The following is a 14,232-nucleotide window of genomic DNA, read 5'->3' on the forward strand; positions in this document are numbered from 1 at the left end:
CTGGCAAGAGATGGCTTACTTTACCGGCACTTGAGCGTCAATGCAGAGAAGATTGTTGAATAAGCCTCATCGGCTGGCCCGCCGCGCCAAAATTGAACCAACCCCCCTGTCGAGCGCTCCCATCTTGCCCACGCCGCTGTACTTGTAATGCCTTAGTTACTTAGCTGAACCCTAGCTGTCTACCTGTCAAATAAACGAGTTTTTCATCCGCCTTTCATATTCGTTGCACATTTTTGCGCTTAACCTTGTAGGCAGTACTTCAGAGCAATCCGCGGTTTGTCGACTAACCTGTTGATTACGCTTTATCTTTAGCGCCGCCTTGTAATCTGCGGGCTGTAGTTTTGCCCAATAATTGCTGCTGTTTTCACGCGTCAAGTTGCTCCAGCCCGAGGTTATGAAACTTTGAAACCCTACCCTATTCATTGCGTGTCGATCGTTATCCCGGTCTACAACGAACAAGAGAGCCTGCCCGAATTGCTGCGTCGTACCACTGCAGCGTGCGAGCAACTGGCCTACGAATACGAAATCATCCTGGTGGATGACGGTAGTCGCGACGATTCAGCCCAACTGCTCGAAGACGCCGCCGCTGCAGAAGGCAGCCACGTGGTAGCGGTGATCCTCAATCGCAACTATGGCCAGCACGCTGCGATCATGGCCGGCTTCGAGCAGTGCCGTGGTGACGTGGTGATTACCCTCGACGCTGACCTGCAGAACCCGCCCGAAGAAATCCCGCGCCTGGTTGAGCAAGCCGCCCTGGGCTATGACGTGGTTGCCACCGTGCGCAACAACCGCCAAGACTCGGCCTTTCGCCGCTGGCCTTCGCGTTTGATCAACCTGGCCGTGCAACGCTCCACCGGCGTAGCCATGAGCGACTACGGCTGCATGTTGCGCGCCTACCGCCGCACCATCGTCGACGCCATGCTCGCCTGCCGTGAACGCAGCACCTTTATCCCGATCCTGGCCAACGGCTTCGCCCGCCACACCACGGAAATCCTCGTGCACCACGCCGAGCGGGAACACGGCGAATCCAAATACAGCGCCATGCGCCTGATCAGCCTGATGTTCGACTTGCTGACCTGCATGACCACCACGCCATTGCGCCTGCTGTCCATCGTTGGTTTCAGCCTGGCGGCCCTGGGTGTGTTGTTTGCCTTCGCACTGATCATTATGCGCCTGGCCTTCGGCGCCGACTGGGCCGGTGACGGCCTGTTCGTGCTGTTCGCCGTGCTGTTCGTGTTCACCGGCGGCCAGTTCATCGGCATGGGCCTGTTGGGTGAATACCTGGGCCGCATGTACAGCGATGTACGCGCCCGCCCACGCTTCTTTATTGAAAAAGTGCTGCGCAACCAGCCGGCAGCACCGGCTCCAGTCGTCGTGGTAGACGGCCTGGTGTCTTCCCATACTTCTACTTCTCCTTCCGATCAGGTCCAGTCATGAGTTCAAAAGCTGTTGTCTTCGCTTACCACGATATTGGCTGTGCAGGCATTGAAGCCCTGCTCAGTGCCGGTTACGAAATTGCTGCCGTGTTCACCCATGCCGATGACCCCAGGGAAAATAACTTCTACGGCTCCGTCGCCCAGCTATGCGCACGCAATGGCATCCCGGTACACGCCCCGGAAGACGCCAACCACCCCCTGTGGATCGAGCGCATCGCCAAGCTGAACCCGGAATACATCTTCTCCTTCTACTACCGCAACCTGCTCAGCGAAGCGCTGTTGGCCACCGCCCGCAAAGGCGCGTTCAACCTGCACGGCTCGTTGCTGCCCAAATACCGTGGCCGCGCACCGGCCAACTGGGTGCTGGTCAACGGCGAGACTGAAACTGGCGTCACCCTGCACCGCATGGTCAAGCGTGCCGATGCCGGCGCCATCCTGGCCCAGCAGAAGGTCAGCATCGATCGCACCGATACCGGCCTGAGCCTGCACGCCAAGCTGCGTGATGCCGCCGCTACTCTGCTGCGCGATGCGCTGCCACAACTGGCCCAGGGCAAGCTGACTGAAACCGCCCAGGATGAAAGCCAAGCCACTTACTTCGGCCGCCGCACCGCCGCCGATGGCAAGCTGGACTGGAAGCAACCGGCCGCAACCCTGTTCAACCTGGTTCGCGCCGTGACTCAGCCGTACCCGGGCGCCTTTTGCGCCGTTGGCGAGCACAAGCTGATTGTCTGGCAAGCCGAGGTGGTCAAGGGCAACGAAGGCCTGGCGCCAGGTCGCGTGATCAGCGTCAACCCGCTGCGTATTGCCTGCGGCGAAGACTCTCTGGTGATCCGGTTCGGCCAGCGCAATGAAAATGGCCTGTACCTGGCCGGCCCGGCCCTGGCCGATGAGCTGGGCCTGGTGGACGGTTCCGTACTGCGCGGCGCTGAGTCCGGGCGCAAGCCACGCCGTACCCGCGTGCTGATCCTGGGGGTAAACGGTTTCATCGGTAACCACCTGTCCGAGCGCCTGCTGCGCGACGACCGTTACGAGGTCTACGGCCTGGACATCGGCTCCGACGCCATCGAGCGCCTGCGCAGCCACCCCAACTTCCACTACGTGGAAGGCGATATCAGCATCCACTCGGAGTGGATCGAGTACCACATCAAGAAATGCGACGTGGTCCTGCCCCTTGTGGCCATCGCCACCCCGATTGAATACACCCGTAATCCGCTGCGCGTGTTCGAGCTGGACTTCGAAGAAAACCTCAAGCTGGTGCGCTACTGCGTCAAGTACAACAAGCGTGTGATCTTCCCATCAACCTCCGAAGTCTATGGCATGTGCCAGGACCAGTACTTCGACGAAGACACCTCCAACCTGGTGGTCGGCCCGGTCAACAAGCAGCGCTGGATCTACTCGGTGTCCAAGCAACTGCTGGATCGAGTGATTTGGGCCTACGGCGACAAGGGCCTGAACTTCACCCTGTTCCGCCCCTTCAACTGGATGGGCCCGCGCCTGGACCGCCTGGACTCGGCGCGTATCGGCAGCTCGCGCGCCATCACCCAGCTAATCCTCAACCTGGTGGAAGGCACGCCGATCCGCCTGTTCGACGGTGGTGAGCAAAAACGTTGCTTCACCGACATTGCCGACGGCATCGAAGCCCTGGCCCGCATCATCGATAACGACAACGATGCCTGCAACGGCCAGATCATCAACATCGGCAACCCGGAAAACGAAGCGAGCATTCGCCAATTGGGCGAAGAGCTGCTGCGTCAGTTCGAAGCCCACCCGCTGCGCCATAACTTCCCACCGTTTGCCGGTTTCCGCGACGTGGAAAGCAAGGCGTTCTACGGCACCGGTTACCAGGACGTGGCGCATCGCAAGCCCAGCATCGAAAACGCCAAGCGCCTGCTGAACTGGGAGCCGACCGTGCAGATGAGCGAAACCATCGGCAACACCCTGGATTTCTTCTTACGCGAGGCCATGGTTGAAATCGCCCAGTCTATTGACGAAGCCAAATAATGAAGGCAGGTCTTCGCATCGACGTCGATACCTACCGTGGCACCCGTGAAGGTGTGCCACGGTTGCTCGAGTCCCTGGACGAAGCTGGAGTGAAGGCGACGTTCTTCTTCAGTGTCGGGCCGGACAACATGGGGCGCCACCTGTGGCGCCTGATCCGCCCGCAATTCCTGTGGAAGATGCTGCGCTCCAATGCCGCCGGCCTGTATGGCTGGGACATCCTGCTGGCCGGCACCGCGTGGCCAGGCAAGCCGATCGGCCGTGACCTGGGGCATTTGATGCGCCAGGCCAAGGCCGCCGGGCATGAAGTCGGCCTGCACGCCTGGGACCACCATGGCTGGCAGGCCAACGCCGGGCGCTGGAGCGAGGCACAGTTGGTCGAGCAGATTCGCCGCGGTGTACAGACCTTGAGCGACATCCTTGGTGAGCGCGTGGATTGTTCGGCGGCCGCCGGTTGGCGTGCCGATGAGCGTGTGGTGCAAGCCAAGCAAGGGTTCAACTTTCGCTACAACAGTGATTGCCGGGGCACCAGCCTGTTTCGACCGACCTTGGCCGATGGCAGTGCGGGCACCCCACAAATTCCGGTTGACCTGCCGACCTTCGACGAGATCGTCGGGCCGGTAGTGGCTGCCAAGGACTTCAATAGCTTCATTCTTGATCGGTTCAACGCCTCGAAGCTCAACGTCTACACGATCCACGCAGAAGTAGAAGGGATTCTGATGGCCAATGATTTTCGCCAATTGCTCGCCCAGGCAGGGCAGCGTGGCATCGAGTTCAAACCCCTGGGTGAGTTGTTGCCTGCAGATGTGGCCACCCTGCCCCAGCAACAGCTGGTGCGCGGCGCATTGAGCGGCCGCGAGGGTTGGCTCGGAGTACAGCAAGCATGATCCGCCGCTGGGCTTTGCCCCTGCTCCTGCTGGTGTTTGCTGTGGTCTACCTGCTGCCGCTGGCCACCCATGGCCTGTGGATTCCGGATGAAACCCGTTATGCGCAGATCAGCCAGGAAATGCTGCTGACCGGCAAATGGGCCTCGCCGCACTTCATGGGCATCCGCTACTTCGAAAAACCCGCCGCAGGCTATTGGATGATCGCGCTGGGTCAGGCGCTCTTCGGGCAGAACCTGTTCGGCGTACGGTTTGCCTCGGCCTTGAGCACCGCCTTGAGCATTCTGCTGGTCTACCTGGTATCTCGCCGGCTGTGGAACGACCCGCAGAAAAGCCTGGTCAGCACCGTTCTGTACATGAGCTTCGTCAGTGTCGCGGCGCTCGGCGGCTATGCCAACCTGGACCCGCAGTTCACCTTCTGGGTCAACCTGACCGGCGTGGCGTTGTGGTTCTGCTTCGACAGCAGCACGCAGCGTGGTCGACTGTGGTCCTGGGCCCTGCTGGGTTTCGCGTGCGGCATGGGTTTCATGACCAAGGGCTTCCTGGCCTGGTTGCTGCCGGTATTGGTCGCCCTGCCCTACGCCCTCTGGCAAAAACGCTTGGGTGAATTGTTAAAGTTCGGTGTTGTGGCCGTGCTGGTGGCGATTGTGGTCAGCGTGCCGTGGGCGTTGGCCGTGCACCTGCAAGAGCCGGACTACTGGCACTTCTTCTTCTGGCACGAGCATATCCAACGCTTCGCCGGTGAAGACGCTCAGCATGCCGAACCGTTCTGGTATTACCTGCCGCTGCTGGTGGCGTTCGCGCTGCCATGGGTTGCGCTGCTGCCGTCTACAGCCAAAGAGGCGTGGCTGCAAAAACGCGTGCCAAAGACGGCGTTCCTGCTGCTCTGGCTGCTGATGCCCCTGGCGTTTTTCAGCCTGGCCAAGGGCAAGCTGCCTTCCTACATCATGCCGTGCATGTTGCCCCTGGCGCTGCTGATGGGCTCGACCCTGAGTGACAAACTCACTCAGCGCCACGGCCGCGTCCTGCGCATCAACGGTTGGTTGAACCTGGCGATCGGTGTACTGGTGCTGCTGGCCCTCAGCTGGTTCCAGTTGAAGAAACCGGTGTACGAACCCGGCGAGGAAACCCTCAGCCTGGTCTTGGTGTTCACCTTCTTGTTCGGTTGGATCGTCGTCAATCTGCTGCAAGCGGCGCGCCCCTTGACATTGTGGGCCGCGCCCCTGATCGGCAGTGGGTTGCTGGTGGTCTTGGTGCCTGCGGCGTTGCCCCATTCGGTGGTTTATAACAAGACCCCTGACCAGTTCATCATTGATCACATCGACGAGTTGCAGCCCACCGTCGCCCTGTTGAGCAATGACCTTGGCGCCGCCTCAGCGCTGTCATGGCGCCTGAAACGCCCCGATATCACGCTGTACAACACCTCAGGAGAGGTCAAGTACGGCCTGACTTATGCGGATACGGCCCCGCGCCTGGTGGACCGCAACGCGATTCAGGCATGGATGGAGCAAACCCGGCGTACCGGCGCTGTTGGCGTGGTGATGCGGGTCAATAGCGCCGGCGAAAAGGAAGAACTCGCGCTGCTGCCTGCCGATGGCAAGCGCTATGCACAGGGCAAGATCGTGATCCTGATTTTCCCGCAGGTCGCGCCATGATCACCCTGCTGCTGTTGCTCACAGCCTGCCTGCTCACCTGCATGGGCCAGGTCTCGCAAAAGTTCGCCGTAGAAAGCTGGCGTGACGTGCCGGATGGTTGGGCGTTGAAACTGCGCTCGCCGTGGTTATGGTCGGCGCTGGTGTGCCTGGGCCTGGGCCTGCTGGTGTGGCTGCTGGTGCTGCAGCGCCTGGAAGTGGGCATTGCCTACCCCATGCTCAGCTTGAATTTCGTGCTGGTCACGCTGGTGGCGCGCTTTGTGTTTCACGAACCCATCGATGGCCGTCACTGGCTGGGTGTGGTGTTGGTGATCGCCGGTGTTGCCTTGCTGGGGCGCCAGGTATGAGCCGCGTACGGGGTTTCGCCCTGGCCCTGGGCAGTGTCGGCCTGGTGAGTGGCGCCCAACTGGGCATGCGCTGGAGCATGACACGCCTGCCCTCGCCCGCCGAATGGCTGGCTGCCTTCACCAGCAACAGCATCGACCTCAGCGCCTTGGGCGTGGTGATCCTGGCGATCAGCGCCTATGCGCTGTCGATGCTCTGCTGGCTCGGCGCGCTGAAGGACTTGCCCCTTGGCCGCGCCTATTCGTTGCTCAGCATCAGCTACGCGCTGGTTTACCTGCTGGCCGCCAGCCTGCCGGTGTTCAACGAAGGTTTCTCGCTTTCAAAAACCCTGGGGGTGGCCTTGGTCATCCTCGGTGTACTGGTTATCAACTCTCGTCGTGCTAGCACCTCAAGTCCCAGGAATACCCCATGAAAATCAGTGTATTTGGTAGTGGTTACGTTGGTTTGGTACAGGCCACTGTGCTCGCCGAAGTCGGTCACGATGTCATTTGCATGGACGTTGACAAGAGCAAGGTCGAGTCGCTGCAAAAAGGCCACGTGACCATCTTCGAGCCGGGTCTGGCCGCGATGGTCAAGGACAACCTGGAAAGCGGACGCCTGCACTTTACCTACGACGAAAAACTCGCCGTCGAGCACGGTGAAGTGCTGTTCATCGCCGTGGGTACGCCGTCCGACGAGGACGGTTCGGCCGACCTGAAATACGTACTGTCGGTGGGTGACGCCGTGTCCCGCCACCGCGTGGAGCCGGTGATCCTGGTGGAGAAGTCCACCGTGCCCGTCGGTACAGGCGACACCCTGCGCGCCCATATCGAAAAGAACCTGCATATTGCAGGCCGTCACCTGGACTTCGATATCGTCTCCAACCCGGAATTCCTCAAGGAAGGCTCGGCCGTCGCCGACTGCCGTCGTCCGGACCGCATCATCATCGGCTGCGAACGTGAGCAAGTGCGTGAAGTGATGCGCGACCTGTACGCCCCGTTCAACCGCAACCACGACCGCATTATCTTCATGGACCTGCGCAGTGCCGAGCTGACCAAGTACGCCGCCAATTGCATGTTGGCCACCAAGATCAGCTTCATCAACCAGATCGCCGAGCTGGCCGAACACCTGGGCGCCGATATTGAAGCAGTGCGCCTGGGCATTGGCGCCGACTCGCGGATCGGCTACCACTTCATCTACCCGGGCTGCGGCTATGGCGGCTCATGTTTCCCCAAGGACATGCGTGCCTTGATCCACAGCGCCAAGCAAGCCAATTGCTCCAGCGACCTGCTGGAAGCCGTGGAAGCCATCAACCAGCGGCAGAAGAGCAAGCTCTTCGAGCGTATCAACGCGTTCTTCAAGGGCAACCTCAAGGGCAAGACGTTCGCCTTGTGGGGCCTGGCCTTCAAACCCAATACCGATGACATGCGCGACGCCCCCAGCCGAGTGCTTATGGAAGCCCTCTGGGCTGCCGGCGCCAATGTGCGCGCCTTCGACCCCGAAGCCATGCAGGAAACCCAGCGCATCTACGGCGATGACCCGCGGCTGATGCTGATGGGCACCCCGGAGTCCACCCTGGGCGGCGCCGATGCACTGATCGTGTGTACCGAATGGCAGCAATTCAAGGCACCGGACTTCGACCTGATTCACCAACGCCTGAAAACCCCGGTGATCTTCGATGGCCGCAACCTGTATGACGGTGAGCGCCTGACACGCAAAGGCTTCAAGTATTTCCCCATCGGCCGTGGCGATTCCTGCGAGTTGCCGATTCCCCAGCAAAACTGGGTGGAACAGGTCAGGGATGTCGGCTAGGTGAACAAGGTTTTCCCGTCCCTGCAGAGTGCAACGATCCGCCGCCAGTCGCTGGGGCTTGGGCTCCTGGCGCTGGTGCTGTTCATTGCCGGCAACTGGCACCAGTCGATCATCGGCTTCGATTCGCGCTTCGTGGTTTTTGCCCAGGAAATGCTGCGCCATGGGCCAAGCTTTTTCCCCACCACCTACGGTCAGCCCTATGCCGACTACCTGGCGACGTCGACCCTGCTGACCTGGCTGTTGTCGTTGCCTTTCGGCCAAGTCACCAGCCTGACGGCATGGCTGCCTACCGCGCTCGCATCGGCGCTGATCGTGATGCTGGTGTATCGCCTGATCGCGCCCTACTCGCCGCGCTGGGGCCTGCTGAGCATTGCGATGTTGCTGCTCAGCAGCACTTTTGTCAGCGAAACCCGCTCGGTCTCCCTGGACCAGATGCTAGCTGCCGTGGCCCTGGCCGTGTTTTACCTGGGGTATGCCCATGATCACTTCGCTGCCGCCAAACGCCTGCATTGGGTGTTTCTGTTGCTGTTGCTGGGGTTTGCGATCCGTGGGCCGATTGGCCTGGTAATCCCCACTGGCGTGTTGTGCAGCTATTACCTGATCAACCGCCAATGGCGCCAGCTGTTCAGCTTCGGCCTGCTGTCACTGGCGCTGCTGGCGGCGTGTGTCGGCTTGTTATTGCTGCTGGCCAAGCTCAGTGGCGGCGAAGACTTCATGCATGACGTGATTCGCATGCAGTTCCTTGGGCGCATGGACGGCAGCGAAGGCTCCGGCGGCGTGCTGTATTACTTCACCAGCTCCATGGGCAACTACGCCTTGGCCTATCCGTTGGCATTACTGGTGCTGCTGGCCGTGGTGGTTGGCGGCCGGCGCGGGCCGGACCCGGCGTTGAGTCTGGTGTGCTATTGCGCCGCCGCCGGTGTGCTGGTGATGCTGGGCCTGTCGGTGCCCCAGGCCAAGAAGGCGCGTTATATCCTGCCGATGCTGCCATTTGCAGCCATCATCGCCGCCTACCCTTTCCAGGTCAGCCAAGGCCGCCTCTTTGCCTGGCTACGTGGACTGACGCTGGGTCTCTGGACACTGCTGCCAACACTATTGGTGATTGGCCTGGTGGTGGCGCGGCGACGTTATCCAGAGCCGCTGGCCAGCCTCGAGCTGATCTTCGTCGTGCTCGGGCTGCTCCAGGTCGTGGCTTTGCTGGCACTGCTCAAGGCGCGGCTACGCCACTACGGTCCCGCCTTGGCCGCCGTGCTGGCGCTCTGGACCACCTACATCATGGTGGTTGAGCCCCTGGAACGCCGGCTGTATGACACCCGCACGTTCAGTCTTGCCGTCAAAGCCAGGGTCCTGCAGCAGCCGGCCCCGCTGGTACTGCACGCACTGGGCAAAGACGCGAAAGCCATAAAGTTCATGGTTAATTACGATTGTGACAAGGTGCCGTTATTTACCCAATTGCCTGCCGATTTGAAACCGATCCTGGCACCGGCTTGGGTCGTCATGAGCCAGGCAGACTTTGAAACGCTGGACGATCCACGTCTGCGTGCGATCACGCCGACGCTCACCGGCGAGTTCGACAAGACCCCTTATGTACTGCTGCATTTGGCTACCACTTCGGCGCCTTGAGTGCTTTTCCCATGGCAACGTAAGAAAGAACGCCCACTCTTCAGCCAGTGGGCGTCTTTCATCAAAGGCACCAAGAAAACACCTACATTCCTTTGCGTAATGGCTGGTGCACTTTCCCTTCCTGCGCTTAGAACCCAACTGTAGACTCGCTGCCACGTGCACTAAATATCTACTACCCGATTGTCAGGGCTCATCTGCTGTCAATCGGGCCAAGGCACTCCATGACAACAAGGACGCTGTAGGCTGCCCACGCGATGGCTTACTTCATTAAGAGGACAATGCCGTGCGAGAGGATCTGTTCACTGTACCTTTACCCAGACTGGATCGTTTGATGGAGTTACGCGACGCGTTGGTGGCACTCAAGGGGCCGTTGGCAGACGACCCCAAGCTGCGGGAAGACCTGCAGGCCCGCCTGTTCAATGAAGAAGCAAGCATCCGTGTGCTGGGTAAAATCTGCACGGCCACGCCAAAAACGGTCGGGCCGATTAGCTATGGCGATAGTGTTTGACTGCATCATTTTTGCATTTAAACCTCATTAATATGCAGTGGTGCCGACGCCTTATCAGCGGCACACTGCGCAGTGTTCCTCCCCCAAACGTTGGAACTTTCAAAGGGCTGTACCGGGAAACCAGGCAGGCCTTTTTTTTCGCCCGCTGTTTATGGACCGTCTTTCAATGCTCGCTCGCTGGTTACCCGCTGCAATCAATACCCGCCCCTCCGAATGGAGCCGTGCCGCAATCGGCATGGCGCTGGGCACAATGTTCAGTGTCTGGGCCTGTGCCCAAGTGTTCGGCATGGAGGTCGCCCTGCACCTGCTCGGCCCGCTTGGGGCCTCGGCGGTGCTGCTATTTGCCGTCTCATCCGGGGCCCTGGCCCAGCCGTGGTCGATCATGGGCAGTTATCTCTGCGCCGGCATCGTGGCGTTGCTGGTAGCACGGGTGCTGGGGCGCACCTTGGGCAGTGCTTGCCTTGCGGCCGGCATGACGGTGATCCTGATCTGCTGGCTGCGCTGCCTGCACCCACCCGCCGGCGGCCTGGCCATGACCCTGGTATTGGCCGACCCGGCCTCAATCGCACTGGGCTGGCACGAGCTGGCGCCGGTGATGCTCGGCGCCGGCGCCCTGCTGGCCTGTGCCCTGGCCTACAACAACGCCACGCGCACGCGTTACCCCAAAGGCCCTGTCGAACCTGCGCCGGTTTTCATCGGCAGCCCCCCCGTGACCGATCCGGCTATCACCGCTGCCGATCTCAAGCTGGCGCTGGCCGAGATGGAGCAATTCTTCGATGTCGAACCCACGGAGCTGGAACAGTTGATTCATGCCGCCGAAGTCCATGCGCGGCGGCGCAGTATCGGCGAGGTGCTGGCAAGTCGTGTGGGCTGAGGCCTTATCCGCACCACACGACAAATGGTGCAATGCGCCGCTTGCGACCAGGCGGAGGACGACTAGAGTCAACATAGCACTTGAAGTCGTCTGCAGTTCAAAAGATGTCTGGGGCCTTGCTGTACCAGTAGCGAAGACAAGGAATGTCTGGCTTTGGATCAATAGCAGCAGCTGCCTCCATCACTTCGGTATCTGATGCCCTCCTCGTAGTTTTCCTGCCAGTGCTCCTGCTCGGGTGTTTCGAAATGCTCATTCGAAACAGGAGAGCTTCACCTTGAACGACCCATTCGAACAATTACTCGGCTCGCCTCTGTTCGAGCCGCGCCAACGCCATCACATGCCGCTGAAAAGCTACATGGCCCGGGCCATCAAGCGCATGCATGCGATCTTTGACACCGGCCTGATCAATAACGAACTGTGGTTGGGCCAACCACGGCAATCGGAGTTTTCTGGCAAGGCCATCCTCCAGTGTGCGCACGCCCTGGCGAAGCATTTTGGCGGCGGGACACCCCCAGGCCCCAACCCTGCATAAATGCAAAAACGACCTGCATGATTCCGGGTTGTACGGGGCAAATTTGCACTGGTACGATCACGGGATGGTTCGTCCGCGAACATTTATACAAAGAACAATAAAAGCAGGGAGTTACAGATGACTGCTCAGGTTTTATCCGAAGCAAGCCGCAGCGAGGGTCTTCAGGAAGATGTCTTAGCTGAAGTGCGCAACCATATTGGCCACCTCACCCTCAATCGCCCCGCCGGATTAAATGCCATCACCCTGCACATGGTGCGCCTGCTGACCACGCAGTTACGGGCCTGGGCCGATGATCCGCAGGTCCATGCCGTTGTATTGCGCGGCGCCGGAGAGAAAGCCTTTTGTGCCGGCGGCGACATCCGTTCCCTGTATGACAGCTTCAAGAACGGCAACACCCTGCACGAGGATTTCTTCGTCGAGGAATATGCGCTCGACCTGATCATCCACCAATACCCTAAACCCGTGCTGGCGCTGATGGACGGGTTCGTCCTCGGCGGCGGCATGGGGCTGGTACAAGGCGCAGACCTGCGAGTGGTTACCGAGCGCAGCCGCCTGGCCATGCCGGAGGTGGCCATCGGTTACTTCCCGGACGTGGGCGGCAGCTATTTCCTGTCGCGTATTCCCGGTGAACTGGGGACTTACCTGGGCGTCACCGGGGTGCAGATCCGCGCGGCGGACGCCCTGTATTGCGGATTGGCCGACTGGTATATCGACAGCGCAACGCTCCCCGAACTGGACCAGCAGCTTGATCGTCTGCAATGGCACGACTCGCCCCTCAAGGACCTGCAGGGCGTGCTCGCCAAACTGGCCGCGCAGCAATTGCCCGATGCGCCACTGGCGACCTTGCGGCCGGTCATCGACCATTTCTTCGCCTTGCCGGATGTGCCGAGCATTATCGAGCAGTTACAGGCAGTCACGATCGCCGACACCCATGAATGGGCGTTGACCACCGCCCACCTGATGCAGACCCGCTCGCCACTAGCCATGGCCGTTACCCTGCAAATGCTCCGCCGTGGTCGCCACCTGACGCTGGAACAGTGCTTTGACCTGGAGTTGCACCTAGACCGCCAGTGGTTCGAGCGCGGCGACCTGATCGAAGGGGTTCGTGCGCTGATCATCGACAAGGACAAAACCCCGCGCTGGAATCCGTCGAGCGTTAATGAGCTGGACGCCGCTCATGTCAAAAGCTTCTTCCGCGACTTCGTGCAGATTGAGAAATAAGCCATGCAAGATCTTGAATATACAGAAGAACAAGTCATGATCCGCGACATGGCGCGGGACTTTGCCCGCGGCGAAATCGCCCCCCATGCCCAGGCCTGGGAAAAAGCCGGCTGGATCGACGACGCCCTGGTCGCCAAGATGGGCGAGCTCGGCCTGCTCGGCATGGTGGTCCCGGAAGAATGGGGTGGCACCTATGTGGACTACGTGGCCTACGCCCTCGCGGTCGAGGAAATTTCCGCGGGTGACGGTGCCACCGGCGCCCTGATGAGTATCCATAATTCAGTGGGTTGCGGGCCGATCCTCAACTACGGCACACAAGAGCAAAAACAAACCTGGCTGGCCGAACTCGCCAGTGGCCAGGCCATCGGCTGCTTCTGCCTTACCGAACCCCAGGCTGGCTCGGAAGCCCATAACCTGCGTACCCGTGCTGAATTGAAAGACGGCCAATGGGTGATCAACGGCGCCAAGCAATTTGTCAGCAACGGCAAGCGCGCCAAGCTGGCCATCGTGTTTGCGGTGACCGACCCGGAACTGGGCAAGAAGGGTATTTCAGCGTTCCTGGTGCCTACTGATACCCAGGGCTTTGTGGTTGATCGCACTGAACACAAAATGGGCATTCGAGCCTCGGACACCTGCGCCGTCACCCTCAACCAATGCAGCGTGCCCGAGGCCAACTTGCTGGGTGAGCGCGGTAAGGGCCTGGCTATCGCCCTCTCCAACCTGGAAGGCGGGCGCATCGGCATTGCCGCCCAGGCCCTGGGCATCGCCCGCGCGGCTTTTGAAGCGGCGCTGGCCTACGCCCGTGATCGGGTGCAGTTCGACAAGGCAATCATCGAACACCAGAGCGTGGCCAACCTGCTGGCCGACATGCAAACCCAGCTGAATGCTGCGCGCCTGCTGATCCTCCACGCTGCGCGCCTGCGCACTGCCGGCAAGCCGTGCTTATCGGAAGCCTCACAGGCCAAACTGTTTGCTTCGGAAATGGCCGAGCGCGTGTGCTCCAAGGCGATGCAGATCCATGGCGGGTATGGGTATCTGGAAGATTACCCGGTGGAGCGCTACTACCGGGATGCGCGGATCACACAGATCTATGAAGGGACCAGCGAAATCCAGCGGATGGTGATTGCCAGGGAGCTGAAAAACTACCAGCTCTGACTGAGACAGAGCATAAAACTGTGGGAGGGGGCTTGCCCCGATGAGCATTGGTATCTACACAACTCTGACGTAGCGACCGTCAGTAACCACGATGCGAAGCGAGCCGCTCTTGATCTTGATCTGCTTCTGATCTTGATCTTAGGCGCCCCGTTAAACCACGCTGGCCGGAATTCGACAGGGATTTGGGGGGTAAACCGGCAGGGATGCCGGTTT

General features: G+C 60.4%; 13 protein-coding genes. All 13 read left to right on the forward strand.

From position 1 onward, the window contains the following. Positions 1 to 402: 402 nt before the first annotated feature. The 13 genes from arnC (at position 403) to ASD70_RS26680 (ending at position 14,019) form a co-directional block, all read left to right on the forward strand. Entirely contained in the window at positions 403 to 1,437 is a 1,035-nt protein-coding gene (arnC, locus tag ASD70_RS26625) for an undecaprenyl-phosphate 4-deoxy-4-formamido-L-arabinose transferase (RefSeq protein ID WP_056847881.1), read from the forward strand. Then, a complete protein-coding gene (arnA, locus tag ASD70_RS26630; RefSeq protein WP_046068113.1) occupies positions 1,434 to 3,437 on the forward strand; it encodes a bifunctional UDP-4-amino-4-deoxy-L-arabinose formyltransferase/UDP-glucuronic acid oxidase ArnA in 2,004 nt (667 codons plus the stop codon). The genes arnC and arnA overlap by 4 nt, the downstream gene beginning before the upstream one ends. Continuing rightward, complete coding sequence (arnD, locus tag ASD70_RS26635) at positions 3,437 to 4,321, forward strand: 4-deoxy-4-formamido-L-arabinose-phosphoundecaprenol deformylase (protein WP_046068112.1); 885 nt, start codon at positions 3,437 to 3,439, stop codon at positions 4,319 to 4,321. Before arnA ends, arnD begins: the two co-directional genes overlap by 1 nt. Beyond that, a complete protein-coding gene (gene arnT, locus ASD70_RS26640) occupies positions 4,318 to 5,973 on the forward strand; it encodes a lipid IV(A) 4-amino-4-deoxy-L-arabinosyltransferase (RefSeq protein ID WP_056847882.1) in 1,656 nt (551 codons plus the stop codon). The genes arnD and arnT overlap by 4 nt, the downstream gene beginning before the upstream one ends. Further along, entirely contained in the window at positions 5,970 to 6,317 is a 348-nt protein-coding gene (gene arnE, locus ASD70_RS26645; protein WP_046068110.1) for a 4-amino-4-deoxy-L-arabinose-phosphoundecaprenol flippase subunit ArnE, read from the forward strand. The genes arnT and arnE overlap by 4 nt, the downstream gene beginning before the upstream one ends. Further along, positions 6,314 to 6,727, forward strand: coding sequence for a 4-amino-4-deoxy-L-arabinose-phosphoundecaprenol flippase subunit ArnF (gene arnF / locus ASD70_RS26650; protein WP_056847883.1), 414 nt, complete (start codon positions 6,314 to 6,316; stop codon positions 6,725 to 6,727). Before arnE ends, arnF begins: the two co-directional genes overlap by 4 nt. Beyond that, complete coding sequence (locus ASD70_RS26655) at positions 6,724 to 8,106, forward strand: UDP-glucose dehydrogenase family protein (protein ID WP_046068108.1); 1,383 nt, start codon at positions 6,724 to 6,726, stop codon at positions 8,104 to 8,106. Before arnF ends, ASD70_RS26655 begins: the two co-directional genes overlap by 4 nt. Further along, on the forward strand, positions 8,107 to 9,729 hold the full coding sequence (locus tag ASD70_RS26660) for an ArnT family glycosyltransferase (protein WP_056847884.1): 1,623 nt from the start codon (positions 8,107 to 8,109) through the stop codon (positions 9,727 to 9,729). Positions 9,730 to 10,048: 319 nt separating this feature from the next. Further along, complete coding sequence (locus ASD70_RS28745; protein ID WP_269084997.1) at positions 10,049 to 10,237, forward strand: type VI secretion system contractile sheath small subunit; 189 nt, start codon at positions 10,049 to 10,051, stop codon at positions 10,235 to 10,237. Between the two features lie 166 nt (positions 10,238 to 10,403). Further along, on the forward strand, positions 10,404 to 11,111 hold the full coding sequence (locus ASD70_RS26665; protein ID WP_046068106.1) for an HPP family protein: 708 nt from the start codon (positions 10,404 to 10,406) through the stop codon (positions 11,109 to 11,111). Between the two features lie 274 nt (positions 11,112 to 11,385). Beyond that, positions 11,386 to 11,643 (forward strand): hypothetical protein, encoded by a 258-nt coding sequence (locus ASD70_RS26670; protein ID WP_056847885.1) that lies wholly within the window; start codon positions 11,386 to 11,388, stop codon positions 11,641 to 11,643. 117 nt (positions 11,644 to 11,760) lie between these two features. After that, positions 11,761 to 12,864 (forward strand): enoyl-CoA hydratase/isomerase family protein, encoded by a 1,104-nt coding sequence (locus tag ASD70_RS26675; RefSeq protein WP_056847886.1) that lies wholly within the window; start codon positions 11,761 to 11,763, stop codon positions 12,862 to 12,864. A 3-nt stretch (positions 12,865 to 12,867) separates the two neighbouring features. Then, a complete protein-coding gene (locus tag ASD70_RS26680; protein WP_046068103.1) occupies positions 12,868 to 14,019 on the forward strand; it encodes an acyl-CoA dehydrogenase family protein in 1,152 nt (383 codons plus the stop codon). Positions 14,020 to 14,232: the final 213 nt, after the last annotated feature.

The organism is Pseudomonas sp. Root569 (assembly GCF_001427465.1).
Classification (GTDB): domain Bacteria; phylum Pseudomonadota; class Gammaproteobacteria; order Pseudomonadales; family Pseudomonadaceae; genus Aquipseudomonas; species Aquipseudomonas synxantha.